This is a genomic window from Rhizobacter sp. P3_C12 (genome assembly GCF_056402735.1).
This window is the reverse complement of the sequence record NZ_JBFUGW010000064.1, coordinates 1-26,429: the sequence shown is the minus strand read 5'-3', so window position 1 is coordinate 26,429 and position 26,429 is coordinate 1. Positions and strand designations below refer to the sequence as shown.

Sequence of the window (26,429 nt, the reverse complement as noted above, 5' to 3'; positions counted from 1 at the left end):
CGGCAATTGCACCCAGACATCGGCGGTGCCCGGCGCGGGAGCCGGTGCTGGTGCTGGTGCTGGCGCGGGCGCGGGTGCGGGTGCGGGTGCGGGTGCGGGTGCGGGTGCGGGTGCGGGTGCGGGTGCGGGTGCGGGTGCGGGTGCGGGCGCTGGTGCTGGTGCTGCGCCTCCTTCGTCGGTCGCACCACCGCAGGCGGCCACCGCGGCGGTCATGAGCAGCGTCAGCACGAAGAGCCGCTGGCGCCGCGCTGCGTTGAGTTGGGCGATGTTCAAGAGGGTGACTCGATGCATGGTGTTGACCCGTTCCTTCAATTCGTTCGCAGAACCAGATCGATGTTCTGCACGAGGGGGGGATAGCTCTGCGGCACGTTCAAGGTCACGAACTCGAGCGTGTTGTCGCCTTGAACGAGGTCGGTCAAGGGAACGTCCAGCATCTGGCTGAGTTGCCCGTGGCTGATGCGCGCGAGCACGCCAAGCTCCTCCGTGGTGAGCTTGCGGTCATGCCAGGCCTTGCCGTTGAAGCGATAGCGCAACACGAACTTCGTCGGGTCGGCACCGAAATCCGCACTGGTCAGGTACCAGGCCGACACCGACAGGCGCGCCGATGTTGCGTTGGTCGTGTCCACGTTGCGCAGGTGCAAGGTTTGCGTCGGTCCGGTGGCCGCGTCAGGCACGCGGTACCCCACGCTGACCACGGGGCCTGAGCGGTTCCACGCATTGGTGCCCGGCGTGAGCGAATCCGCCACTTCGTACTCGCGCCAGTTGGTGATGACGGGGCCGTCGAAGCCCACGTTGTCCCAGCGCGTGACCCAGGCGTCCATGTCGGCGTGGCTCACGCTGTAGGTCGGGCTGTACTTCAGGCTGGCATGGTTGTGCGTGCTGATGGACACATAACCGCGCGAGAACGGCAGGCTCACCGGTGCGCCGTACACCAGCACGGCATTCCCGAAAGAGACCCCGTTCGCCGAGGCGGGCGTGGCCCAGACCTCGACGTTCTGCTGCGAGACCCGCAGCTCGAAGTGATTCAGATGGTCGCGCTGCGTGGGGATGCAGGGCGCCGACTGCGAGGGCACCAGCGCGGTCGGCTGGTAGTTCCTGTAGACCAGCAGCATGCGCAGGCCGACGCCGGGCGCCCCGGCATTGATGCAGCCGTTCTGGAACTGCAGCTCGAGGCCGTTTCTCGGCACGGCGGCATCCTCGTCGTTGTCGAAGTCGAGCGCGAACGTCGGCACATTCGTCGGGTCTTCGACCACTTCGACGGACGTCCAGCCGATCAAGCCGCTTTCGACGGTGGCATCGACATCGAACACGATCTTGCCGGTGCGCCCCGCAAAGTCGAAAGGCTGGCGAATGCGGTAGGAGTTCTGACCGTAGTTCTGCGCGCCAACGGCCACCATCAGATGGGGGCTGGCGATGGCAGTGGTTGCGTCGCACACCAGTGCGTCGTTGGGGGGCAAGACCTGGGCCGGCAATCCGCCACGGCATGGCCTGATCGTGGCAGGCCCGATGCCGGTGGCCACGCCATTGCCGCTGGGAAGCTGCGGGGCCGCCCGCCCTGCACTCCACCGCCCCGCGTCGAGCTCGCCGGCACGGCCTTGGTTGTCGGACGGCGCGTCGAAGGTCGCGCAGAACGCGGCAGATGACAGGCCGCAGCCCGGGCCGCCCGACGGAGCCGGTGCCGGTGCCGGTGCCGGTGCCGGAGCAGGTGCCGGAGCAGGTGCAGGTGCAGGAGAAGGTGCTGGTGCTGGTGCTGGAGCCGGAGTTGGTGCAGGTGCGGGAGGGGCGTCATCGTCTCCGCCGCACGCTGCCAAGGCAGTCGTCAGAACGAGTGAGAACAGCAAATTGGTTCTGGCGAAGTCGGGGCCGTGCATGTACGCGCTCCTGGTCAAGGGTCAAGGTTCGTGCGGCGGTCGCCGGCAGGGCCTGCCGCGTGTCGATGCCGGTGGGTCTCTCAATCGTTGCGGTAATCCCAGGCGTAGCGCTTGAGAGCGTCGGCGTTCACCACGGTGCTGCCGTCGCAGACCATGCGAGTCGTGTAGAAGGCCTTGTCCTGTGGGTTGTAGGTGCTCGCGTACCACCAGTAGTCGTTCGGCACGGGCGGCGTCACCTGCCGCCAACTCGCGCCCTGGTTGTTCGAGACCAGCATGCCCGCCGGGCCGCGCATCGCGATGCGCCGGTCGGGCAGCTCGATGGGTTTCATGCCATAGACGATGCCGCCCGGCGTGACGACATGCCACGTGGCACCGTCGTCGGTGCTGCGCACCAGGCCACTCGTGTCGCGCGCGGCCCAGTAGAGCGAGCCGTCCGAGTGCTTGAGCGGCTTGGCGCCGCCGCCGCCATCGGCCACCTTGGTCCAGTGGGCACCCTTGTCGGTCGTGCGATAGATCTGGTTGTTGGCCGTTCCTATGAGGAAGGTGCTCGCGTTGACCACGTGCGGGTAGCTGGAATGGCCGGAATTCGGCGGCAGGTTCGCGCCGATGTTGGTCCAGTGGAGGCCGCCGTCGGCCGAGTACTGGACCTCCTGGACCTGTTCATGGCCGCCCACCAGGATGGTCTTGCGGTCGGGATCCGAAAAGTCGACGGCGATGCCGTCGTTCTGCGGGAAGTCGGCGAGCTTCTCGAAGGTGTTGCCGTCGTTGCGCGTTCTGAACGGCGTGCCGAAGCGCACCCCGGAGAGCCACCAGGTGTGGCCGTCCTGGGGGTCGAACATCACATCGGACAGGCCGGAGCTGAAGTCGGCAGAGCCCACGCCCGTGCCCAGCTTCGACCACGATGCCCCACCATCAGTGCTCGTGAACACGCCGCGTTTCACGACACCGACGATGAGCAGGTTTTCGCCGGGCTTCGTGGTGACGTAGGGGATCGTGCCGCAATCGGAAGGCGTGCCCGCCAGGTTGCCGGTGGCATGGGTCCAGCTTCCGCCCGGGGCTGGCGCTGGCGCTGGCGCTGGTGCTGGTGCTGGTGCTGGTGCTGGTGCAGGCGCAGGCGCAGGTGCGGGCGCGGGCGCGGGCGCGGAGTTGACCCCGTCGTTCCCGCCGCCACAGCCGGCCAGAACCGCGGTCACCAGCAAGTTCAACGGGAGAAGTCGATGGCGCGCCACGTGTGGCTGATTTGAATTGTTCATCTTGTCTGTATGACCAGATCGATGTTCTGCACGAAGGGTGGGTAGCCTTGGGGCACGTTCGAGGTCACGAACTCGAGCGTGTTCTCGCCTTGCACGAGGTCGGCCAACGGAACGTCCAGCATCTGCCCGATCTGCCCGTTGCCCTCGGCGAGCACGCCAAGCTCTCCTGCGGTGAGCAGGCGGTCGCGCCACTCTTTTCCGTTGAATCGGTAGCGCAGCACGAACTTCGGCGGGTCGGCGCCGAACGCCACGCTGGTCAAGTACCAGGCCGACACCGCCAGGCGTGCCGATACCGCGGTGGTCGTGTCCACGTCGTGCAGGCGCAGGGTCTGCGCCGGGCCATGGGCCGCGTCGCTCACCAGGTAGCCCACGCTGACCGCCGGGCCGGGGCGGTCTGCCGCGTAGTTGCCGGGCGTGAGCGAATCGGCCACTTCGTGCTCGCGCCAGTTGGCGACCACGGGGCCGTCAAATCCCACGTTGTCCCACCGCGTGACCCAGGCGTCCATCGCGTGGTTGGTGCTGTATTTCAGGCTGGCATGGTTGTGCGTGGTGATGGACACGTAGCCGCGCGAGAACGGAAGGCCCACAGCCGTGCTGTGCATCAGCACGGCGCTCTCAAAGCTTCGCCCATCTGCCGAAGCGGGCGTGGCCCAGACCTCGACGCTTTGCTGCGACAGGCGCACTTCGAAGTGATTGAGATGGTCGCGCTGCGTGGGAACGCAAGGCGCTGACGGGGGTGGCCAATGCGAGGTCGGCCTGTAGTCGGTGTAGACCTGCACCACGCGCAGGGAAACACCTGGCGCGGCCGTGCTGGTGGTGCAGTTGTTCTGGAACTGCAATTCGACGGCGTTTCTGGGGACGGCACCACTTTCGTCGTTGCCGCTTGCGAGCATGAAGGTCGGCGCATTGGTCGGGTCCTCAGTCACCTCGAGCGATACCCAGCCGATCAAGCCGCTTTCAACGGTGGCATCGGCATCGAACACGATCTTTCCGGTGCGCTGCGAGAAGTCGAAGGGCTGGCGAATGCGGTAGGAGTTCTGCCCGTAGTTCTGCGCACCCACCGCCACCATCAGGTGAGGGCTGCCAACAGCGCCGTTGGCATCGCAGACCAAGGTGTCCGAGGGAGGGAAAACCTGGTTGGGCAGCCCGGCCCGGCAGGGCCTGAGGGTGGCGAGGCCGATGGGCGTGGCTTCGCCGGCGCCGCTGTTCAGCGAGGGAGCCAACCGGCTTCCACTCCAGCGTGTCGAATCGAGCTCTCCCGCACGGCCACGATTCACGGATGGCGCATCGAAGGTGTCGCAGAACGCAGCAGAGGGCAAGCCGCATCCTGCGGAGCCGGTGGGAGCGGGAGCGGGAGCGGGAGCGGGCGCAGGTGCAGGCGCTGGTGCGGGACCTTCACTGCCACCGCATGCCGCGACGCTTGCCATCAACAGCAGGCAGACGGACGCACTGGGCAGCTGGTGAGTGGCTCGAGGTTTCATCGTGTCGTGGAATCGATTGCAGACGTGACAAAAAAAAGGGCGTGCCCAGGGTGGTCGAGGTGTGTTTCATGCCCGATCACGGCTCAGTTCTGAATCCGTATCGGCATCGGGTAATAGGCACCCGAGAGAACGCTCAGGTCGAAGTGATGCGTTTCGTCGCCGTAGTTGGGGTGGCTCTTCAGGCCCGACGGCGTGGTGGCCTGGACGAACAGCTCGTAGTCGCCGTTGGCGAATTTGCGCGAATCAAGATTCAGCAGGTACCGGCCCTGGGGCGCCGGGGCATCGACGGCCGTGTCGAGCGACAACACCAGCTCGCCGGGCCCGGTCCCGGTGCCGACCTTGCGCAAGAACACCTCGAGCTTCGCAATGCCGGCCACGCCACCGGTGGTGAACAACTCGTCGCTGATCACGGGAACCTTCATCCACTGCGGCGCCCACCCGGCCCAGCTGGCGTTGCCAACCTCGATGTTGAGCGGCGCCACGCCGTTGACCGCAATGCGCGTGACGTCGGTGGCACCCAGGGCCTGGCCCGGGCCGACCTCGGTGCCGGCGATGCTCTGGAACCGCACGGGCGGCCCCATGCGCGGCAGCTCCGAATGCAGCGGGAAACGGTGGATCGCCGAAGGCGGTGTATAGGCCGGTGCGGTGCCTTGGGGATACAACACCTCGACGTGCACGTTCAGCAGGCCGGAGATCTGCACATTGAACTGGAATGTGTTGTCGCCCACCACCAGCGGCGATGCGCCGCCCCGGACCAGATCGCCCAGCTTGATCCTTTGCGTGAAGGGCTGGTGAAAGTCGTCCGAGAGCGCCGGATTGCGCGAATTGTTGGGCTTCGGCGGCATCGGGAAGCTGGCCCCGCCGTTGACCTTGACGAAGTCGCCGGCAGCGACGGTCACCGGCGAGTAATCACCCGATTGCTGCGTGTAGACCAACCAGGCCTCGGCCGTGCCCGCTGCGGTCGGGCGCAGGTCGTCGGGGATCTTGACGGTGAAGGTGCGCGGTGCTTCGCGCGTGGCCTTTTGATAGTCCGTGCCCTGGATGCGGGTCACGTAGTTGTGCACCTCGCGCGAGTCGACCACCGGCCCGTCGAAGCCGAAGTTGTCCCAGTGGTGCAGGTAGTAATAGACGTTGTCCTTCGGCGTGTTGTAGCCAAAGTCCACCCACAGCAATTCATAGTCGGCCGGCGGCAGGCTGTAGGGCGCATAGCTCGCATTGATGACGCTGAGGCCGTCGATGTAGACCTGGATGTCGCCGGTGCCCACGCGCACGTCGAAACTGCGACGCACGTTCGTGAACGCCTGGCGCCCGACCTGGTCCATGGCGACCTTGGCGATGTTGTGCAAGACGCCCTGCATGTCCATCATGCTGACGCTGAACTCCTCACCGGCGGCTCGCAGGCGCAGGATGCCCGCCGGCAGCCCCAGGTCGCCCTCCTGGTCGAAGAAGCTCGCGTGGCCCGTCAGTTCGGTGGGCACGGGGTTGAGATCGAGGTACCACACCGAGCGATTGCTCAGCGGCGAGTCCATGTCGAAGACGATGCGGCGATGGGCACCCTGCTCGATGCGGATCTTCTTGCGGAACCTCTGCGCGGTCTGTGAGCGGTCTCCGGCGCTGACCCAGTCGGGCAAGGTGCCCTGCACGGTGTGCGCATGGAATTGATCGTTGACGAAGAACAGATTGAAGCGCGGGTCGGTGGACACCATCTGCGCGTTGTTCCAGTTCTTCTCGTCGGCGGCGCCCAGCGGAAGATTGAAGTCGTCGAAATGGGTCAGGCTCGCGCGCAGCGCATTGACTCGCGTGGCGTCACCGCCGTTGAACGCGATCTCCGTGGCATTGCTGGTGATCTTGCCTCGTGCGCTCAGGCGCTGCACACGCACCTGGTAGGCGCGGTCGTTGTCCAGCGGCTGGATCTGCACGCGGCGATTGGCGGTGACGAGCCACTTGGCACCCGCCGGCAGTTCCAGCTTGCTCACCGGCGCAGCGGCGGCACTGGGTGAGCCGGTGACCGTGGCCCACGCCGTCGATGCCAGTGAAGAGAGCCGGCTCGTTGCCGAGGTTGATGCAGATGCCGCACGCTTCTTTTCGTTCAGCGCGCGCGCGAGCGGGCTGTCCGGACTCAGGCACAGCCCTTCGGAATCCACGTCGGACAGGATCTGCGCCTTCGCCGAGGCTGCGCTCGCCGTTTGCGGCCACCACACCACCAGGAAGCCCGCGTCGTCGTCGGACGATCCGGACATGGTCCAGAACTGGCCCACCAGGTCATTGGCCTGGTAGTCCATCTCGACCGTCGCGACCCGGTCGTCGCGGTACACGCGAACGACCGGTGCGACGGCCAGCGGGCCAGAAGGCGCCGGCGCGGGGSTCGGCGATGGGGCGGGGACCGGTGGAGCTGGCGCTGGGGCCGGGCCCGGTGCAGGCGCGGGCGCCGGACTGGGGGCCGGTGCGGGTGAAGGAGAAGGGCCCGGTGCAGGTGCAGGTGCCGGTGCCGGCGCAGGGACCGGACCCGGTGCAGGCGCACCACCGACGGGCCCGTTGCCTTCGGCCCCTCCCCCACCACAGGCTGCCAGTGCCACTGCGGTCAAGAGACAAAGAAGTTGGTTCTGTCTGGTGGCTGTCAGCGACTTCATGGATGGTTCTCCTCCGGGTGTTCTGTGACTGAGCGCTCGGGCCCTTGAAGGGCTCTGGGAGTCTGCGCAGCGGCGATTCCAATTGATTCCAATATATTGACTAACACGCGTTAGGAAATAACTAACTCGTGTCAGATGTGTACGTCTGTCACCGTCCAGCGAGTGCCGAGGAGCACACCGTGCACTGGCGCTGCTGCCCTTGATGGGCTCTTGGCGATCAGGGGAGCGCTTGGGACAGGGCCGGGCGTGGCACGCAAGCGCGCAGGGTTGCGCGCTGAGCCGGAATCGGATCAAGCCGCATGCGGAAGCTGCAGGTCGAGGGCCGGGACGCGGCGTTGCAATGCGTTACCTTGGCTGTCGAACAGATGCAGTGCAGCGGCGGGCAACGCAATCGCCAGCAGCTGGCCCGCCTCGGCATGGGCATGGCCGGGAGCCTTGACAACCAGCGGCTCGTTGGCGACGCTGGTGTGGAGGTAGAGGTAGGTCGACTCGCCGAGCCGCTCCTGCCACTGCACCTGGCGCACGACGTGCTGTGTGGCGGTGCCGAGCTCGGCATGCTCGGGGCGCAGGCCGACCGTGACGGCCTGCCCGGGCTGCAACGCGCTGGCATCGACCAGCACATCGATTTCTTCGCTGCTGTTCAGGCGCACGCGCGCGCGGTCGGCGCGGCCCTCCACCAGCACGCCGGGCAGGAAGTTCATCTTCGGCGAACCCATGAAGCCGGCGACGAAGGTGTTGCGCGGGCTGTGATACAGCTCGAGCGGCGTGCCGCATTGCGCCACGCTGCCTTCGCGTGCCACCGCGTCGCCGGTATTGAGCAGCAGGATGCGGTCTGCCAGCGTCATGGCCTCGACCTGGTCGTGCGTGACGTAGACCGTGCTCGCGCGGCCGAAATCGCGATGGATCTTCGCGATCTCGAATCGCGTCTGCACGCGCAGCGCAGCGTCGAGGTTCGACAAGGGTTCATCGAACAGGAACACGCCTGGTTCGCGCACGATGGCGCGGCCGATCGCGACGCGCTGGCGCTGCCCGCCGGAAAGCGCCTTGGGTTTGCGGTCGAGCAGGTGTTCGAGCTGCAGCACGCGGGCGGCCTGCAGCACCTTGGCGTGGATCGTCGCCTTGTCGAGCCTGGCCAGGCGCATGCCGAAAGCCACGTTGTCGTAGACGGTCAGGTGGGGAAACAGCGCGTAGCTCTGGAACACCATCGCCACACCCCGGCCCGCCGGCGGCACGTCGTTCATGCGATGCCCACCGATCAGCAAGTCGCCGGCACTGATCTCCTCCAGCCCCGCGATCATCCGCAGCAGCGTCGACTTGCCGCAACCCGACGGTCCGACGAAGACGCAGAATTCGCCCTGCGCGACGTGCAGGCTCACGTCGCGGAGCACGTCCGCGCCAGCGCCGTAGGTCTTGGAGACCGATTGAAGCTCGATGCCGGCCATGCAGGCGCTCCTGTCAGTTCTTCACGAGCTGGTTGGCCTGCGCGTTGGCTGCCTTCAGCGCTGAAGCCGCATCTGCCTTGCCGATGAGCACCGATTCGATGGCCCCGGTCATCACGTCGTTGATCTCCGAACCGCGGTCGGCGATCGGGGTGAGGAAGGTCCTGGACTGCGCCATCGTCAGAAAGGCCGATGAGTCGACGCCCTTCTTCTGCTGTGCTTCGATCGCCTTTTCGGCCATGCCCTTGATGGCCGGAAAGACCACGCCGTAGTTCGCGACCACCCCCTGGCAGTCGGCCGAGCCGAGGTACTTGACCCACTTCCAGGCTTCTTCCTTGACCTTGGAGCCGGCCCAGATCGAATCTGCCAGGCCGTTGAACATCGTGGCGCGCGTGCCCGTCGGTCCCGGGGGCAGCGGCACCCACGCATGCTCGAACTTCGCGTTGTCCCGGAAGTACGTGATCATCCACGAGCCCTGCGGCACGATCGCCGCCTTCTTGCCGACGAACATCGCGTCCGCACCGAGCGATTTGGCGTTCTCGAAGCTGGCCGAGAGACCCTTGCCCGGCAACCCGGCGAGATAGGTCATCGTTTCTGCAAGCTTGGGGTCGTCGTAGTAGAACTTCGCATCCCAGGGCTTGTCCTGGAACTTGAAGCCGTTCGACACCGCGAAGTGGCTCCACTGGATCTGCCCCATCATGCCGCCGCTTTCGGAGGTCTGATRGCCGTAGACGCTGACGTTCTTCTTGTCGAACTTCGGGCTGGTCGCGTTGTTGCCGGCGGCGTCCACCGTCAGCCGGCGCACGACCTGCTCGAAGCTGCCGCCGTCCTTGGGGTTCCACGCCATGGACTGCAGTTCGGCCAGCGTCACGCCGGCCTTCTTCGCCTGCTCCATGTTGACGATGAAGCCGATCGTGTCCCAGTCCTTGGGCAGGCCATATTGCTTGCCGTCGCGGCCCCAGATCTCATACAGCCCGCCGGCGTAGATGCCGGTGTCGAGCTTGTCGCGCTTGATGAAGGGCGTGAGGTCGACAAGCTGCTTGTTGATGACGAACTCGGGATACTTGGCCAGGTGGTCGGTGAACACGTCGGGCGCTGTACCGGACACAAAACCGGTGGAGATCGCAGTCCAGTACTCGCCCCAGCCCGACTGCGTGATCCTGATCGTGGTACCAGCGTTCTTCTTCTGGAAGTCTGCGGCGCATTGCTGGTAGGCCGGCAGCTGGTTGGAATCCCACAGCATGTACCTGACTTCGGCGGCTTGAGCCGCGCCGGCTGCCAGTGCGCTGACTGCGACGAACAGGGGAATGGCCTTGATCGACATGGGTTGTCTCCGATGCATTTTGTGAAGTGGCGGGGGAACGGGATGCACGGGGCGCTTCATTTGCCGCCGCTGAACTGAACCGACTCGACGACGCGGCGCCCGAAGACGACCAGCAGCACGAGACTGGGCAACACGCTGATGGCGGTGGCGGCCATCAGGCCGGTCCAGTCGGGCTGGCCTTGCGGGGTCTGGGATTTGAAGGTCTGCAGCGCCACCGGCAGCACCTGCTGCGTTCCGTCCTTCGCCACGAGGTACGGCCAGAAGAACTCGTTCCACATGTTGATGCCGGTGAGCATCGCGATCGTCGCGAGCGGCGTGATCGACAGCGGCAGCACGACGCGCGTGAAGATGTAGAGGTACGAAGCACCGTCCAGGAGCGCAGCCTCTTCCAGATCGCGCGGAATCGAAAGGAAGGACTGCCTGAGGAAGAACACGGAGAAGCCCTGCATCAGGCAGAACGGGGCCACCATGCCGGCCATCGTGTTCAGCCAGCCCAGGTCCTTGATCAGGATGAAGTTCGGGATGAAGGTCACGACGCCCGGCACCATCATCGAACCGATGAAGAGCGCGAACAGCAGCCTGCTGCCCGGGAAGCGCAGGCGAGCGAAGGCGTAGGCCGCCATGGCCCCGGAGGTGGTCTGCAGCACGACGATGATCGCGGTGAAGAGCGCCGAGTTGGCGAGTGCGCGCGCGAAGTTGATGTCAGCGCCCGAACCGCCGACGGCCAGGCTCTCCTCGGTGCTGAGCAGGCTCAGCACGCGCTTGAAGTTGAGCAGCGTCGGGTCGCTGGGCAGCAATTGCGTCGACTGCGTGAACACCTCGCCCGGATGCATCAACGCGGTCTTCAGCATCATCCACAGCGGCATCAGCGTGACGCCGAGCATCACGAGAAGCAGGCCCCAGGCCAGCAGGCGGCCGGGGGACACGAGCCTGCGGGGCAGGCCCGGGATGACGAACGCGCTCATGGTGTGCGGCTCACGCCAGGTCGTGTTCGGAGGCGCGCAAGACACGCATCTGAACCACCGTGTAGGCCAGCATCACCAGGCACAGCGTCATCGACATGGCCGACGCATAGCCCATCTTGTAGAAGCTGAAGGCGTTCTGCACGATGTAGTGCACGATCACGCGGGTCGAATCGAGCGGCCCTCCGTTGGTCGTGACGGCGATCGTGTCGAAGATCTGGAACGAGCCGGTGACGCTCGTGACCAGCACGAACACCATGACGGGGCGCAGCAGCGGCAGCGTGACGCGCCAGAACATCTGCCATTCGGACGCGCCTTCCAGGGCGGCAGCTTCGTACAGGTAGCGGGGGATGTTCTGCATGCCGGCGAGAAAGAGCATCGCCACCAGGCCCATGTGGCGCCAGATGTTGACCGCCGCCACGGTCAGCAGGGCCTGGTCCACGCCACCGAAGAAGGGTTGGCGCTCGAAGCCCAGGCCGGTGATCACCGAGTTCACCCACCCCAGGATCGGGTCGAGCATCCACAGCCACATCATGGCCACCAACACGTTCGACAGGAGGTACGGCAAGAGCACCACCGACTTGACGAACAACGAGCGTGACAAGCGCTCCATCGCTACCGCGAGGAACAGGCCCAACACCGTCTGCAGGGGGATGTTCAGCAGCACGTAGCAGGCGGAGACCTTCATGCCCTGCCAGAACCTGCCGTCTTCGAGCATGCGGGCGTAGTTGCCCCAGCCGATGAACTTCGGCTCGCGCAGCAGGTTCCAGTCCGTGAAACTGATTTCGATCGCACGCAGCGTCGGCCACGCGTAGAACACCAGGAAACCAATCAGGGCCGGCAGCACGAGCCCCCACGCGGTCAGCGTTTCGGCGCGGCGCATGGCACCGAGCCCATGCGGTCTACCGCGCTGGAGGATGGCCGGCCGCCGGGATGCGAGGGATGACGCTGTGGTGTTCATCAGGCCTTCAACGGCTGACGCGGATGGGGTGGGCGCATCGTAGTTGGTTCGACGGCAACTCCGATCTGGTGAATACACCTAACTAACGCGAGTTAGAGTAAAACTAACTCGTGTCAGACTGCATGCGAATACGCTATGCGACAACCAAGGGGATTCCTCTCATGACCCAACGCCGTCTGAAAATCGTGCTGATTGGCGCAGGCAGCATCGTCTTCACCCGAAACCTGCTGGGTGACATCCTTTCCTATCCCGAACTTGCGAGCTGCGAGTTCGCGTTGCACGACATCGACGAGCATCGCCTGGCCCTGGCCACGCAGGTGGCGCGTCGCATGGCGGAGGCGCTCGGCGCGACACCGCAGATCAGCGCGACCACCGACCGCCGCCGGGCGCTCGAAGGCGCGCGCTTCGTCATCAGCACGATCCAGGTCGGCGGCTATCGCCCGGCCACGGTGACCGATTTCGAGATCCCGAAGAAGTACGGATTGCGCCAGACCATCGGCGACACGCTGGGCATCGGCGGCATCATGCGCGGCTTGCGCACGATCCCTGTCCAGCTCGACATGCTGCGTGACATGGAAGACGTGTGCGCCGACGGTGCGATCCACCTGAACTACGTCAACCCGATGGCGATGATCACCTGGGCCCTGAACCGGGTGTCGACCCGCATCCCGACCGTCGGGCTGTGCCACAGCGTGCAACACACGGCGCAGGAACTGGCTGCCGACCTCGGCCTGCCCCTGGATGAGATCAACTACACCTGCGCCGGCATCAACCACATGGCGTTCTACCTGCGCTTCGAGCGCAACGGTGAAGACCTGATGCCCAGGCTGCGACAGATCGGAGCCGAGGGCCGCATGCCGGAATGGAATCGCGTCCGCTACGAGATGCTGCGCCAGCTCGGCTACTTCCCGACGGAGTCCAGCGAGCACTTCAGCGAGTACGTGCCCTGGTTCATCAAGGAGGGCCGCGAAGAACTGCTGGCCCACTACAACATTCCGCTCGATGAGTACCCCGGTCGCTGCCAGGTCTTCGAGCATGCCTGGCCCTACATCGAACGCGAACTCGAGGCCCCCGGCTCGCAGGATGTGCGCGAACTGCGCGAGGAGTTGGGCGCGGCCAGGATCCACGTGATGCCGCGCGAGCTGAACCATGCGGAGCGTCTGCTCGAAGGCCTGAACACGGTCGAGAGGTCGGTCGAATACGGCGGCACGATCATTCACGCGATGGTCAGCGGTGAGCCGCGGGTGGTGTATGGCAACGTGCCGAATCACCACCTCATCGACAACCTGCCCGATGGTTGCGCGGTCGAAGTGCCGTGCGTGGTCGACGCCAACGGCGTGCGCCCGACCCGCATCGGGGCGCTGCCGGTGCAGCTGGGCGCCTTGATGCGGACCAACGTGAACRTGCAGGAGCTGGTCGTCGAGTCGGTCTTGAAGCAGGACCGCGAGCATGTGTACCATGCTGCGATGCTCGACCCCCATACGGCCGCAGTGCTCGATCTGGCGCAGATTCGAGCGATGGTCGACGAGCTGCTGGCAGCGCACGGCGCGTTGATGCCCGACTACCTGCGCACCTGAACCTTTGTCGCTCCCCGGACCCTGCCCATGCCCCACGTCGCCAAGAACCCTCCCACGAGCAGCGAGGTAGCTCGCCGTGCAGGGGTGTCGCGCACGACCGTTTCGTTCGTGCTGAACAACGTGCTGGATCAGGGCATCAGCGACGCCACCCGGAAACGCGTGCTCGCAGCCGCACGCGAGATGGGCTACGAGCCCAACGCGGCGGCCCGCACGCTCGCGCGGGGCACGGCGGGAACGGTCGGGCTCGTGATTCCCAAGGCTTCGCATCTGTATGTCGACTCGTTTCTGGGCCAGTTGATCGCGACCATCAACGAGGAATGCCATCGACACGGATTGAAGCTGCTGATCGAATCGACGGAAGACGAGGGCCGCGAGCCCGGGGCTTTCGTCAACCTGGTGAGCAGCCGGCGCATCGACGGGCTCATCGTCGTCAATCTGCGCACGGCCGACCAGGAGCACCTGCTGCGATTGCGCGATGCGCGCGTTCCCCTGGTCGTGCTGGGAAGCGGGGTGCCTGATTTCCAGGGGTTCTGCACGACCGGCCACGACACCGGCAAGTCGGCGCAAACCGCGGTCAAGCACCTGCTCGGCCTGGGACATCGACGCATCGCCTACGTCAGCTTTGCGCAGCCCGAGTACCACACGGTCCACCAGCGCGAACAGGGCTGGCGCGACGCACTCAGCGCGCAGGGTGTCGACGCCGATCCCGAGTGGGTGGAATACGGTGACATCACCGCACACAGCGGCTACCTCGCCACGCAGCGCCTGATTGCGCGAGGCCACGAGTTCACTGCCCTGTTCGCTGGCAACGACATGATTGCATTCGGTGCCATCAAGGCCTTGAACGAAGCCGGATTCCGCATTCCCGAGGACATCGCGCTGGTCGGCTACGACGACATTCCGCTGGCCGCGTTCGCCGTGCCTGCACTGACCACCATGCGCGCAGATCCCATCGGGCACGGCCAGGATGCCATGCAGTTGCTGCTCGCGCAGCTGCACCATCAGGCAGGGGCTGTTCCATCACACGCCGAGCGCGAATCCGAACTCGTGATCCGTGTGTCGTGTGGCGCACAGCTGCCGGGCAGGAACCAGGCCTGAAGTTCGTCAGCATCCACCCTCCCGCCTCGGCGTCCACGCCGACGGGCGCCTGGCGCAGTTCACCCCGCTGCCGCATACTCCGCCGCAAAAGCAGGGAGAGAGCGTGGCCGCTGCGACCGTCAATCGCGACAGAAGGTCCATCCGAAGTGCGTTGGTCTTCCGCATTTCGGCATTGGCCGTGGCCGTCCTGCTCGTCTTTGCGCTCAGCGCTTTCTACGTCATCGTCAGGCCTGCCGTGGGCCAGCTGGCCCATTCACAGCTGCAGCAGGCCGCAGCCGAACTCGATGGCCGCGCCCAGCAGCTCCTGGGTACCGTAGAGACGACCTTGCGCACCTCCAGGGATTGGGGGCGCCATGGCAGCGCGAGCCTGGACGACCTGTCCCGCTTCAACGAGTTCTTCTTCTCGGTGATCGCCAACCACGGCGAGATCAGCTCGGTGCTGCTCGCCAGCGAGACCGGCCGCGAGATCCTGCTGCTGCGCAATGCCGACGGCACCTGGGTCAACCGCCTGACCAACCCCGACCAGTGGGGCAAGACCGCCTACTGGCTGCATTGGGACCAGCAACAGCGCTTGACCAGGATCGAAGCGCGCGAGCTCGACTACGACGCCCGCCAACGCCCCTGGTTCACGGCCGCGATGGCGCTCCCCGATGGCGACAAGGTGGCGTGGACGGCGCCGTACATCTTCTTCACCACCCGCGAGCCCGGCATCACGGCCGCTGCCCGCTGGACGGCTGCCGATGGCCACCGCTTCGTCATCAGCCACGACGTGCGCCTGCTCGACCTCTCGCGCTTCACCACCCGCGTGGTCGCGGGCCGCAACGGCATGGCCGCCATCCTTCATCCGGATGGCCGCGTGATGGGGCTGCCGCGCGGCGACCGGTTCGCCTCCGACGAGGGCATCCGCTCCAGCGTGCTGCAAGACGTGGCGCAGCTCGGCGTGGCCCCGCTCGCCGATGCACTCCAGGCGTGGCGGGCTGCCGATGAGCGGCAAGACCTGCGCTACCCAAGCCAGGGCGAGCACTGGTACGCGCTCGTGCGGCGCAGCGTCATCGGCCAGAACCAGGTGCTGCTGGCCGTCGCGGCGCCGGAGGCCGATTTCGTCCCCGACAAAGGGGCCAGCGCCGCCATGCTGCTGCTGCTCGGCGCGCTGGCCGTGGCCAGCGGCACGGCACTCGCCACGCGCATCGCACGCCAGTTCGCACGGCCGCTGGAGCAACTGTCGGAAGAAAGCAGCCGCATCGGCCAGCTGCAACTGGCACAGCCGGTTCAGGTGGCCACGCCGTGGCGCGAGGTGGCCCAGCTGGCCCAGGCACAGGAGTCGATGCGGCAGCGGCTGCTGTCGGCAACGCACGATCTCGCGCAGGCGAACGCCACGCTGGAAGGCGAAGTCGCGCATCGCACCGAAGCGCTCGAGGCCAAGCTCGCCGAGCTCCACCACGAGCGCGAGCGCCTGCGCCGCATCCTGGAAACCGCCCCGGTGGGCGTGGCCATTTCCGTGGAGGGAACGGTGCGGTTCGCCAACCCGCGCACCCATGAGCTCATCCGGCTGACGGGAACGAACCAGCCGGACACCTACGCCGACCCGGCCGACCGCGACCGCATGATGGCGATGCTTCAGAAAGACGGCATCGTCCGGAACTACGAGCTGCGGATGAACGGCCCCGACGGCCTGGCGCGCGACATCCTGGCCACCTACCTGCCCACCGAGTACGAGGGCAAGGCCGGCATCCTGGGCTGGCTGGTCGACATCACCGCGCAGAAGGAAGACGAGCGCGCGCTCGAGCAGGCCAAGGCCGCCGCCGAAGACGCGACGCAGGCCAAGTCGATGTTCCTGGCCAACATGAGCCACGAGATCCGCACGCCGATGAACGCCATCATCGGCATGTCGCACCTGGCGCTGCGCACCGAGCTCGCGCCCAAGCAGCGCGACTACGTGCAGAAGATCTACAACGCGGGCACGGCGCTGCTCGGCATCATCAACGACATCCTCGATTTCTCGAAGATCGAGGCCGGCAAGCTGGATGTCGAGACGGTCGACTTCAACCTCGACGACGTGCTGTCCAACCTCGCGACGGTCACGGTGGCCAAGGCCCAGGAGCAGGACCTCGAGTACCTCTTCGATGTGCCGGCCGAGGTGCCGCGCGGCCTGCGGGGCGATCCGCTGCGGCTCGGCCAGATCCTGATCAACCTGGTGAACAACGCCATCAAGTTCACCGAACGCGGCGAGATCCACCTGTCGGCCCGCACCCTCGCCGAGTCGCCAGGGCGCGTGCAATTGCAATTCTGCGTGCGAGACACCGGCATCGGGATGACGCCCGAGCAGGCCGTCCGCCTGTTCCAGCCCTTCACGCAGGCCGATGGCTCCACGACACGCCGCTTCGGTGGCACCGGCCTGGGCCTGAGCATCTGCAAGCGCCTGGTGGAGATGATGGACGGGCGCATCTGGGTCGAGAGCACGGTCGGCGAAGGAAGCCGCTTCAGCTTCACCTGCTGGCTGGCCATGAGCGATGCGCCCACGCGCGCACCCCGCGTGGTGCCCGAAGCGCTGAACGACCTGCGGGTGCTGGTGGTCGACGACAACCCGGTCGCCCGCTACATCCTCGTCGACGCATTCAAGGGGCTGCCGGTGCACGTGACGGCGGCAGCCAGTGGCAAGGAAGCGCTGGAGATGCTCGCGGCGGCCACGCAGCCTTTCCAGCTGCTGCTCACCGACTGGCAGATGCCCGGGCTGAACGGCATCGAACTCGCTCAGCGCGCGCGTGCGGCGCTGCCGGAACCGCCACGCGTCATCCTGGCCACCGCGTTCGGGCGCGAAGAGGTGCGCGCCGCGGCCGAGGCGGCCGGTGTCGACGCCTTCCTGCTGAAGCCGCTCGACCGGTCGGCCTTGATCGACGCCCTGGTCGAGGTGTTCGCGCCCGAGCACATGGTGGCCCAGGCGCCGGCGCGTGGCAGCGTTCCCCGCTTCGAGGGCGCGCACGTGCTGCTGGTCGAAGACAACGACACGAACCAGCAGATCGCGACCGAATTGCTGGAAGCAACGGGCGTGTCGGCCGACATCGCCTCCAACGGGCAGCAGGCGATCGAGCGCATCCAGGCCGCCGGGCCGGGCCGCTACGACCTGGTGTTCATGGACCTGCAGATGCCGGTGATGGACGGCTACGAAGCCACCCGGCAACTGCGCAGCGACGAACGCTTCCGCGGGCTGACGATCATCGCGATGACGGCGCACGCGATGAAGGAAGAACGGCAACGCTGCCTGGATGTGGGCATGAACGATCACGTGTCCAAGCCGATCGAGCCGCCGGCCCTGTATGGCGTGCTTCGCCGTTGGCTGCACCAGAAGCTCGCGACGGAGGAGCCATGGCCGGCAAGGGCCTCTTCGTCGATCACCCTGCCCCCGCTGCCGGGCTTCGACCTCGACGCCGCCAGGCGCCGCGTCAACGGCAACGAGACGCTGCTGCTGAAGTTGCTGCGGCGTTTTCGGGACGAGCAGCCACGGGTGCCGCAAAGGATCCGCCTGGCGTTGCAGGCCGCCGACCGAGCGACCACCGAGCGACAGGCCCATACGCTGAAGAGCGTCGCGGGGAATCTCGGGCTGCGGGGCGTGCAGCAATCGGCGGCAGAGCTCGAAGCGGCCGTCCGGCAAGGCGCTGCAGCGGCCGATCTGGAGCCTGCGCTGCAAAGCCTGCAGCTGGCGCTCGACGCGGCGGCCAAGGTGCTCGATGCCGGCCTGCCTGCCCCGGAAGGCACGGCAGCGCACCGGCCGCTGCGCCCGCTCGAGGCCTGGCTCGACGAGCTGCGCCAGCTGGCCAGCCTGATGGAAGATTGCAGCGCCGATGCCGCCCCCAGGTTCGAAGGACTCGCGTACGATTTCGAAGGCGAGTTCGGAGCCGGCGCGGCCACTGCGGTGCAGCGGGCACTGAACGACTACGACTTCGATCTCGCGCTGCAGGCCTTGCGCGCGGCTGCCGACGGCCGCTCTGTGCAGTTGAACTGAGCTGGATCCGAACGACAGTTCCGCGCCATCGCGGGGCAATACCAGGACAGCCGACACAGCCGACAAAGGGAGCTCACCATGCAGGAATCCGCCAATGCCAAGCCCACCGTGCTGGTGGTCGACGACACGCCCGAGAACCTCGACCTGCTGGCCAACCTGCTGCGCGAAAGCTACCGCGTGCGCCTGGCCAACGGCGGCGCCAAGGCGCTGCAACTGGCACTCGATTCGCCGCCCGACCTGGTGCTGCTCGACATCATGATGCCGGCCATGGACGGCTACGAGGTGCTGGAGCGCCTGAAATCCGACCCGCGCACGCAGACCATCCCGGTGATCTTCCTGACGGCGCTGTCGGCGCCTGAAGACGAAGAGCGCGGGTTGCTGCTCGGCGCCGTCGACTACATCACCAAGCCCATCAGCCCGGCGATTGCGCTGGCGCGCGTTGCGACCCACCTGCACCTGAAGGTGGTGTCGGACGTGCTGCGCGACAAGGCCGCCTTCCTCGAGGCGGAGATCGTCCGCCGCACGGGCGACCTGCGCGCGATCCAGGACGTGACGGTGGTGGCATTGGCCTCGCTCGCCGAGTCGCGCGACGGCGAGACCAGCGGGCACATCCTGCGCACGCAGCACTACGTGCGCTCGCTGTGCGTCGCCCTGCGAGCCAACCCGCGGTTGGCGGCAACCCTGGATGAGGCGAGCGTCAACCTCATCGTCCGCTCCACGCCCCTGCACGACATCGGGATGACCACGGTGCCCGAGGCGCTGCGGCTGAGGCCGGGCCCGCTGAGCGCCGACGAGTACGAGCAGGTCAAGCAACACACCACGTTGGGATGCGAGGCCATCGTGCGTTCGCAGCAGCGGCTGGGCGTGGATGCGAAGTTCCTGAGCTGCGCGAAGGAGATCGTGCTGTCGCACCATGAGCGTTGGGATGGCGGCGGCTACCCGCAGGGCCTGCGCGGCGCCGAGATCCCGCTGGCGGCCCGGCTGATGGCGGTGGCCGATGCCTATGACGCGATGGTGACGCCGCGGGTCTACAAGGCCAGCCTGGGGCACGACGAGGCGGTCGCTTCGGTCTTTGCAGCGAGCGGAACGCAGTTCGATCCCGATGTCGTCGCGGCATTCGAGCAGCGCCAGGACGACATCCGGGCGATCGCCGAGCGTTACGCCGACGGCACCGTGGTCTGAGTCGCCATGGCGAAGCCCGGCAACGAGGTCGCGCTGGTGGCGGTCCACGGGGTCGCCGACCAGGGCCCGGGAGAAACGGCCAGGGCGATCGTCGATCTGCTGGTGTCGTCCGCGCCGGAAGGCGTTCACTACCAGGCGACCGCCTCCACCAGGCTGACGCTGCCCGTGGCGCCGTTGGAGCCGCGGCCGGCCGCCACCGGCCGGGCATCGGCATCACCATCGTCGAGCGACCGTGGGCTCTGGAAATCCCTGCGCCAGTCGCTGCTGTCGGACATCCACCGCCCCAGGCAGGCGTGTGACACCGAGGCGGTGACGTTGCGTTCCATGGCGAAGGGCGCCATGAATGTCCAGCCGCTGGCGAAGAACCGCGACGTCGGGGTTGCCGTCAGCGACTACCTGCTGAGAAAACACATCGACAACGGCGCCGAGCCCGAGGCCTGCGAGACCGAGCAGGCGACGCTGGAGTGGAAGGACGAGAGCTCGGGGAGCACCGGCCGGGTCGACGTGTTCGAGCTGTACTGGGCCGACCTGTCGCGGCTCTCGGGGCAGCTGCCGCGCATCCTGACCGAGGCCGCGACGCTGATGTTCCGGCTGTGCAGGCTCGGCCGCGACACCGTCGACCTGGCCGCGGCACAGCTGGCCGGGCAGGACGGTCGCGCAAGGCGCCATGTGATCGCATGGTGGATCACGGCCACGTTCCAACGGCTGCTCGACTGGGTGTTCGTCCACGTGATGGTGCTGCTGATGGCGCAACTGGCCATGCTGGGCATCGCGATGCTGCTGCTGGGGCTGATGCGGGCCTACCCTGGCGAGGCCCTGGTCGCCGAAAAGGGCCTGGTCGGGTTGACGGCGGCCGGGCTGGGTCTGTACGGCCTTTACCTCCTGGCCACACGGCGGCGACGGGCCTTCGTGCTCATCGCGGTCGGTGCCCTGGTGGCCCTGGCCCTGTTCTCATGGTCGGCAACCGCGTGGCTCGCGATGTGCCTCTTCGGGGCGCTGCTGACGATCGCGTACGACCGCGGCCTGGCGGTGGCCGACGATCGCTTCCCGCTGGTTCAGGCAGTGGGGCGGCTGATGTGGGGCACGCTGCTCGTGAGCATTGCCGTGTGGACCTGCGTGCTGGCCCCGCGCGAGTGGATCGAGCCCGAATGGCATCTGCTGTTGCGCGGTGTGCTGGCCAGCAGCGAGCTGGTGCTGGCGATGGTGAAGTACACCTGGGTCGCGATGGGCTTCATGCTGGTCCCGTGGCTGCTGGCCGGCTTCGTCGCGGCTCGTGAGTGCGGGTACCTGTCACGCGGCAGCGTCGGCACCGGGCGCCTCGGCTTCGCCGTCTCGGCGGGCGGCTTCTTCGCGCTGATGATGTCGCTCTGGGCCTTCTTCCATGTGCCGCTGGCCGCGGCGGGCGGTGATATGCGCTACGACCCGTGGCTGTTCGACATCGGATTCGTCTCGCGCGCCAGCGAGCTGCTGGAGCGCCGCTACGAGGCCAGCACCGAAGCCTTCTCTGCCGTCGTCGTGGTGCTGGTGGCCTTTGCCGTGTATATGGTGCTGGCCGTGGTGCCGAGCGTGCTCGCCGAGCTGAAGCTGCTGGTGAACCGCCGGCTCGACCGCTTCCGCCGCAACGTTCCGGCGGCTCGGGACAAGGCGGCCCGGGCCGCGCAGGACCGCGCCGTGGAGCTGGGCAGCTGGCTCACGTGGTGGTACCGGCATCTGGATCGCTGGATGTCCGTGGTGGTGACGGTCGGCGTGGTGGCCGGCGTCGCTGTCGCACTGACGTACCTCCTCGGGACCTGGCCGGGCCCGCTGCAGGGCGTGCAGCTCGACATCGAGGATGCCGCACGCGCGTTCTCGCAGGACTGGCTGCGGCCCCTGGCGTTTGGAGCCACCGGCATCGTGGCCTCGATGGTGCTGCTGGGCAACCTGCTGTCACGCGTGCTGCCGGCGCTGCGGGCGCCCTTGGACGTGGCGCTGGACGTTGACAACCACTTCCGCGAGTTTCCCCGAACGGCGATTCCGCGGGCACGCATCTTCTCGCGCTACGCGGCGCTGCTGCGGCACCTGCAGGGCGAGGGATACCAGCGCATCGTCATCGTGGCGCACAGCCAGGGGACCGTCATCACTGCCGACCTGCTGCGCTTCTTGCGCACGGACGCGGGTGGGAACCTGCCCGACGGCCCATCAACGCCCTGGGTCGCGGCGGCCGAGAGCCCACTGCCCGACATCCAGCTGCTGACGGTCGGATCGCCGCTGCGCCAGCTGTACGCCGCGCGCTTTCCCTTCCTCTATCGCTGGAGCATCGCGAGAACCGGGCGCACCAGCGGCCCCACGCCGGCCGACATCGGTGTGAGGCGATGGCTGAACGCCTTCTGCAGCGGTGACTACGTCGGCCGCTGGCTGTGGGCCGATCACCTGCAGGACGCGACGGGCGAGGTGGGTGAACCGATGGACGGCACCGTGGCGGAACCGCGGCTGGGCAGGTGCTCGACCTACGGCAACTTCGACCCGCTGCCGCCGGATTTTGCGAGCCTGGCGGACCTGACGCACGTGGAAGCCTGCCTGGGCCTGGGTGCGCACACGCATTACTTCGATGCGGGGGAGCGCCTGGTGGCGGCGCTCGCGCATCACCTGGTTGCCGGGGCTGCGCCTGGCGCTGCGGCGGCTGTGGGCCATGGTGTGGACGTGCAGGGTGCTGTGCCGATGGATCGTGCTGGTGCGACGTGATGGCGCTAGCCTCGTCCAGTGCCGCTCGCGTCACATCGTCTACAGCCATTCGATCGGCCGCGGCCTGGAACTGCAGAATCAGCCCCTGCGTGCTTTGCAGCAGCGTGTCATGAAGCTCCCGCGCGAAGGAGTCGAGCCAGAGTCAGGCGCTGTGGTCGCCCAGCATCTCGCGCAATAGCGCGCGTCGGCGTTCCAGGTCGTCGATCTGCGCCTCGATGAGGGCCAGCCGCTCGCGTTGCGCCGACAAGGTCTGCTTGCAGGGCGTGGCGCCTTCGATCAGCAACATGCAGCCGGGGAAGGTCCGGATCTCGTCAAGACTCAGACCGGTGGCCAGGAGACGTTGGATCTGGCGCACCTGCGCGGCTGCGCCGGACTCGAACTTCCGGTAGCCGTTTTCTGCGCGCGAAGAATTCAACAGCTTCAGGGTGTCGTAATGCCGAATCGCACGCGCGCTGATGCCGGTGAGGCGGGACAGTGCGCCGATGGTGAGTAATCCAACAGGCTTCATGGGGATTTGAGAATGACGGCTTGACCCTGACACGGATGTGAGGCTCGACAGTCAGCGCCCCTTTGTCTCATCAGGAGCAACTCCATGACCTTCTTGCCGTTCGGCATGCTATCTCGCGCGCTCGTGGCCTGCCTGCTTGCCCTCGCAGCGGCCACGATCAACCTCGCGTGGGCCGAGACCACCTCCAAGCACTACACGGCCGTCTCTGCGGATGGCGTGACCTTGTCGATCCAGGAGGCGGGCGACCCCAGCGGAACGCCTGTGATCTTCGTGCACGGCCTGTTGGGCAGCCACCTCAGCTGGCAGGCGCAGCTCGACAGCCCGGCGCTGCAACGCTACCGCCTGATCACCTATGACCTGCGGGGCCATGGGCAGTCCGGCCACCCCTCGGCGCCGCAGATGTACACCGATGGGCTGCGGTGGGCGGACGACCTGGATGCGGTCATCCGCAAGTCGAAGTCCGGTCGGCCCATGCTGGTTGGATGGTCGCTGGGTGCTGCCGTCATCTCCAACTACCTGGCGAAGTACGGCGATGCGGACATCGCTGGCGTGGTCTACGTGGGCGGCGTCATCGAGCTGGACGCGGCGCAGATCCAGCCGCATCCCGAGGTTTATCGAGACATGAGTTCCTTGGACCTGCGCACTCGGCTCGATGCAGAGCGCGCCTTTCTCACGCTGTGTTTCCATCGCCCGCCCGTGGATGAAATCGTCCAAAGGCTGCTGGCCAATGCTGCGCTGGCATCGTTCGACATGCAGCGTGTCGTACATCGCATGACGGTCGATGCTGTGAAGGGGCTCCAGGGCGTTCGCAGGCCCATGCTTCAGATCTATGGCGAGTTGGACGCCCTGGTGCGGGCCGACGCCAGCGCCGGGCGTGCTCGGCAACTCAATCCATCGATCCGGACGCTCTTCTATCCCGACACGGGACACGCGCCATTTCTTGAATCGCCCCAGCGGTTCAACGATGACCTGGCAGGGTTCATCGCGAAGGCTCATCCCGCATCCTTGGCCGGCGGCGCAGCGATGCAGACGCAACCCCGTCGAACTGCGGCGGGCCCGCGTTGAAAGTCGACATCGAAATCGACCTCTCCGATCGACGTGTATTCGACGATCGACTTTCCCGAAATGCTTCGCGTCTTGAGTTCTCACGCAGCCTCGGCCGACTGCAGGCACTCGACCATGGCGTGCGAAAGTCAGCTGCCGTCGCAGGGCCCGTACTCTGCCCTAGCATACGGCCCATTCCAGCACGCCCACTCTTCATGCAAAACCGTCTCCTGACGACCAGCCTGCTGCTCGCGCTGAGCGCATCGGCCCACGCCGCTGAACTCCTCGTCGAGCCTGTCCAGGCAGGCCTCGCCGACCCGAGCCTGCAAAGCTACAACCTGCAGGAGCAGCGCGAGCTGCGCGTGTTCGCACGCTCAGCCGCTGGGTTCAAGCGTTCGCAGATCGTCTGGCAGCGCCGCGTCAACGGCGAGTGGTTGGCCCCGCAGGTGATGCCTTTCAGCGACCCGCGCTGGCGAGACTCCGACCCGCACCTGAGCGGCGATGGCAAGACGCTGACCTTCGTCTCCGACCGCCCCCTCGAGGGCGAGAAGGCGCTGGGGCAGCTGGACATCTTTGAGTCGCGCTGGACGGACGGCCAATGGAATGCGCCGCGGCGCCTGGCCGAGGCCGTGCAGAGCCCCGGCTACGAGCTCGGGCCGGAGCGCTATGGCGAGCGCCTCTACTTCGGCTCCGACCGTCCCGGCGGGCCGGGCCAGCTGGCGGTCTACCAGAGCGAGCGTCTGGCCGATGGCACGTACAGCGTGCCGGTCGCGCTTCAGGCACCGATCAATGTGGGACTTTCCAACAGCGACTTCACGCTGTCGCCGGATGGCCGCTACGCGGTGTGGTGGAGCGACCGCAGCGAGACCAAGGCCAAGCAGGACGGCGACCTGTTCCTGGCGGAGCGGATCGGCGCCGGGTTCGGCCCGGCGATACGCCTGCCAGCACCGGTCAACAGCCCGAGCTTCGAGTTCACGCCGTCGGTCAGCAGCGATGGTCAGTGGCTGATATTCGCCTCCACCCGCCCGGGCCAGCATGCCGCGGGTCTGTCTCAGCTCTACCGCGTCAGCTGGCCGGCGCTGCTGGCCGAGCTGGGCTCGCGGGCCGAGGCCCAAAGCCAGGCCCAGCTGGAGCAGCGTCTCGGCGATCTGTGGCGCACCTTCAACAGCAAGGCCGGTGGCGCGCCCGACGCCGAGCTGCTGCGCCCGCTGCTGCATCCGCAAGCGCGGATCTGGGGCCAGCGCCTGCGCGATGCCAGCCTCGACGTGGGCAGCTGGTCAGGCACCGAGTTCCTGGCCACGCTGAAAGAGCCGACGCCGAAGGCGATGTTCGAATGCGAGGTCCATCGCGAGCTGCGTCGCCATGGCGCCCACGCTCAGGTCTATAGCGTGGTCGAGACCCGTTACGACAGCGCCGAAGCGCCCGCCGCTTTCACCGGCGTCAACAGCAGCCAGTGGCAGCTGGGCTCGCAGGGCTGGCAGCTGCTGTCCCTGCACTACGCGCTGGAGCTGCCGGGGCAGGCGCCCGCACCGCGCACGCGGCGCAGCGGCGACTGCCTGGGCTGAGCTCAGCGCTGCGCCAGCGGGGCCGTGGCGGCGTTGAAGGTGATCGTATTGGCAACCAGGGAATCGAAGGCAAACTCCTTCTCGTCCGGGTCCTGCAAGGCAGACCCGAAGCAGAAGTCCGCCACAGCGCCTACTGAGTCGTAAAGCGAGCGCTCAAACGTCTGAGCCGAGACGAACCGAGTGGGCTGACTCACAGCTCTGCTTCTGCCGCTTTGCCGACGTACCAATTGCCTACGAAAAACAGAACCCACGTTACGGGAACTATCGGAAGCGAGAGGATGCTGGCCATGCTGCCTCCACCTGTCCGGCTGTCGACGTAGAGCAAATACCCCGGAACGCATGGCGAAAGAAGCGCATTCAAGATGTGGATCGTCACTCCCGACTTGAAGCTGTCATGCGTCGAATCGACGATGCCTCGCTTTGCCTTGGCAAAGGCGATGGCGACTCCGATAAGAGCGGGGCAAAAGAGGACGGCAAGAAGCGCCGTGGCTGCGCAATCTTCCGGGAACTTGAGCATTGAATGACCTTGGCTTGTCTCAGGCTCGACCCAGATAGCAACTCAGGAGGGGCTGTCAGGATTTCTGTGTGCGAGGCGGTTGAGATGAATTGGCTATTGGCCGACTCGCTTATCGACTGCCGTGCGCCGGCAGTGTGAATCGCTCTTCGTAGACCACAGCGAATTGGTTCATCGCGGGGCGCCACTCCTTGGCTGCGCGTCCCCAGTCAGCCGTGATGTTGCGCAGTGCCAGCCAGATCAGCTTGGTGGCCGCGTCGTCGCTGGGGAAGTGCCCGCGCGTCTTGATGATCTTGCGC

Annotated in this window: 20 protein-coding genes and 1 pseudogene; 8 read left to right on the top strand and 13 right to left on the bottom strand. The window is 66.6% G+C overall.

Features of this window, described 5'->3' with window-relative positions; all coding sequences use genetic code 11:
• Nucleotides 1–215, top strand: a 215-nt coding sequence (locus tag AC1DXV_RS12785) for a hypothetical protein (RefSeq protein ID WP_477933865.1), incomplete at its 5' end; no start/stop codon positions are given.
• A gap of 93 nt (nt 216–308) precedes the next feature.
• Here AC1DXV_RS12785 and AC1DXV_RS12780 read toward each other — a convergent pair.
• The 8 genes from AC1DXV_RS12780 to AC1DXV_RS12745 all read right to left on the bottom strand — a co-directional run bounded on the left by AC1DXV_RS12780 (nt 309) and on the right by AC1DXV_RS12745 (nt 11,843).
• Entirely contained in the window at nt 309–1,520 is a 1,212-nt protein-coding gene (locus AC1DXV_RS12780) for a hypothetical protein (RefSeq protein WP_477864963.1), read from the bottom strand.
• A 431-nt stretch (nt 1,521–1,951) separates the two neighbouring features.
• Nucleotides 1,952–3,076 (bottom strand): WD40/YVTN/BNR-like repeat-containing protein, encoded by a 1,125-nt coding sequence (locus AC1DXV_RS12775; RefSeq protein ID WP_477933863.1) that lies wholly within the window; start codon nt 3,074–3,076, stop codon nt 1,952–1,954.
• A gap of 44 nt (nt 3,077–3,120) precedes the next feature.
• Nucleotides 3,121–4,347 carry a hypothetical protein gene (locus AC1DXV_RS12770; RefSeq protein WP_477933861.1) on the bottom strand — a complete coding sequence of 409 codons (1,227 nt, stop codon included), beginning with the start codon at nt 4,345–4,347 and terminating at the stop codon, nt 3,121–3,123.
• A gap of 341 nt (nt 4,348–4,688) precedes the next feature.
• Nucleotides 4,689–6,920 (bottom strand): hypothetical protein, encoded by a 2,232-nt coding sequence (locus tag AC1DXV_RS12765; protein WP_477933859.1) that lies wholly within the window; start codon nt 6,918–6,920, stop codon nt 4,689–4,691.
• A 605-nt stretch (nt 6,921–7,525) separates the two neighbouring features.
• Complete coding sequence (locus tag AC1DXV_RS12760) at nt 7,526–8,677, bottom strand: ABC transporter ATP-binding protein (protein ID WP_477871390.1); 1,152 nt, start codon at nt 8,675–8,677, stop codon at nt 7,526–7,528.
• A 13-nt stretch (nt 8,678–8,690) separates the two neighbouring features.
• On the bottom strand, nt 8,691–9,998 hold the full coding sequence (locus tag AC1DXV_RS12755) for an ABC transporter substrate-binding protein (protein WP_477933857.1): 1,308 nt from the start codon (nt 9,996–9,998) through the stop codon (nt 8,691–8,693).
• Between the two features lie 56 nt (nt 9,999–10,054).
• On the bottom strand, nt 10,055–10,963 hold the full coding sequence (locus AC1DXV_RS12750; RefSeq protein ID WP_477933855.1) for a carbohydrate ABC transporter permease: 909 nt from the start codon (nt 10,961–10,963) through the stop codon (nt 10,055–10,057).
• A 10-nt stretch (nt 10,964–10,973) separates the two neighbouring features.
• Entirely contained in the window at nt 10,974–11,843 is an 870-nt protein-coding gene (locus tag AC1DXV_RS12745; RefSeq protein WP_477933853.1) for a carbohydrate ABC transporter permease, read from the bottom strand.
• A gap of 239 nt (nt 11,844–12,082) precedes the next feature.
• Here AC1DXV_RS12745 and AC1DXV_RS12740 point away from each other — a divergent pair, with 239 nt between their 5' ends.
• From AC1DXV_RS12740 to AC1DXV_RS12725, 4 genes are all read left to right on the top strand, one after another.
• Nucleotides 12,083–13,498: an alpha-glucosidase/alpha-galactosidase gene (locus tag AC1DXV_RS12740; protein ID WP_477933851.1), complete on the top strand. Its 1,416-nt coding sequence runs from the start codon at nt 12,083–12,085 to the stop codon at nt 13,496–13,498.
• Between the two features lie 27 nt (nt 13,499–13,525).
• Nucleotides 13,526–14,596, top strand: coding sequence for a LacI family DNA-binding transcriptional regulator (locus AC1DXV_RS12735; RefSeq protein ID WP_477933849.1), 1,071 nt, complete (start codon nt 13,526–13,528; stop codon nt 14,594–14,596).
• A 178-nt stretch (nt 14,597–14,774) separates the two neighbouring features.
• A complete protein-coding gene (locus tag AC1DXV_RS12730) occupies nt 14,775–18,596 on the top strand; it encodes a response regulator (RefSeq protein WP_477933847.1) in 3,822 nt (1,273 codons plus the stop codon).
• Nucleotides 18,597–18,674: 78 nt separating this feature from the next.
• A complete protein-coding gene (locus tag AC1DXV_RS12725) occupies nt 18,675–19,778 on the top strand; it encodes an HD-GYP domain-containing protein (protein ID WP_477869006.1) in 1,104 nt (367 codons plus the stop codon).
• A 128-nt stretch (nt 19,779–19,906) separates the two neighbouring features.
• Here AC1DXV_RS12725 and AC1DXV_RS12720 read toward each other — a convergent pair whose 3' ends face one another.
• The gene (locus AC1DXV_RS12720; RefSeq protein WP_477933845.1) at nt 19,907–20,119 is read right to left on the bottom strand and encodes a hypothetical protein; all 213 of its coding nucleotides are present in this window, start codon (nt 20,117–20,119) and stop codon (nt 19,907–19,909) included.
• Here AC1DXV_RS12720 and AC1DXV_RS12715 point away from each other — a divergent pair.
• Nucleotides 20,118–22,499 (top strand): hypothetical protein, encoded by a 2,382-nt coding sequence (locus AC1DXV_RS12715; RefSeq protein ID WP_477933843.1) that lies wholly within the window; start codon nt 20,118–20,120, stop codon nt 22,497–22,499. The two genes, AC1DXV_RS12720 and AC1DXV_RS12715, sit on opposite strands and share 2 nt — an antisense overlap.
• Before the next feature lie 142 nt (nt 22,500–22,641).
• Here AC1DXV_RS12715 and AC1DXV_RS12710 read toward each other — a convergent pair whose 3' ends face one another.
• Nucleotides 22,642–23,007: a MerR family transcriptional regulator gene (locus tag AC1DXV_RS12710; protein ID WP_477874617.1), complete on the bottom strand. Its 366-nt coding sequence runs from the start codon at nt 23,005–23,007 to the stop codon at nt 22,642–22,644.
• Between the two features lie 84 nt (nt 23,008–23,091).
• Between AC1DXV_RS12710 and AC1DXV_RS12705 the strand changes: the two genes are divergently transcribed.
• Together AC1DXV_RS12705 and AC1DXV_RS12700 are read left to right on the top strand one after the other, a co-directional pair.
• On the top strand, nt 23,092–24,072 hold the full coding sequence (locus AC1DXV_RS12705) for an alpha/beta fold hydrolase (RefSeq protein ID WP_477933841.1): 981 nt from the start codon (nt 23,092–23,094) through the stop codon (nt 24,070–24,072).
• Nucleotides 24,073–24,266: 194 nt separating this feature from the next.
• Nucleotides 24,267–25,616, top strand: a complete 1,350-nt coding sequence (locus AC1DXV_RS12700) for a TolB family protein (protein WP_477872507.1) — start codon at nt 24,267–24,269, stop codon at nt 25,614–25,616.
• A 2-nt stretch (nt 25,617–25,618) separates the two neighbouring features.
• On the opposite strand, the gene AC1DXV_RS12695 is transcribed toward AC1DXV_RS12700, so the two are convergent.
• The 3 genes and pseudogenes from AC1DXV_RS12695 to AC1DXV_RS12685 form a co-directional block, all read right to left on the bottom strand.
• On the bottom strand, nt 25,619–25,810 hold the full coding sequence (locus AC1DXV_RS12695) for a hypothetical protein (protein WP_477872509.1): 192 nt from the start codon (nt 25,808–25,810) through the stop codon (nt 25,619–25,621).
• Entirely contained in the window at nt 25,807–26,133 is a 327-nt protein-coding gene (locus tag AC1DXV_RS12690) for a hypothetical protein (RefSeq protein ID WP_477933839.1), read from the bottom strand. The genes AC1DXV_RS12695 and AC1DXV_RS12690 overlap by 4 nt, the downstream gene beginning before the upstream one ends.
• 109 nt (nt 26,134–26,242) lie before the next feature.
• Nucleotides 26,243–26,429 (bottom strand): annotated as a pseudogene (locus AC1DXV_RS12685) (IS256 family transposase); the annotation flags it as partial.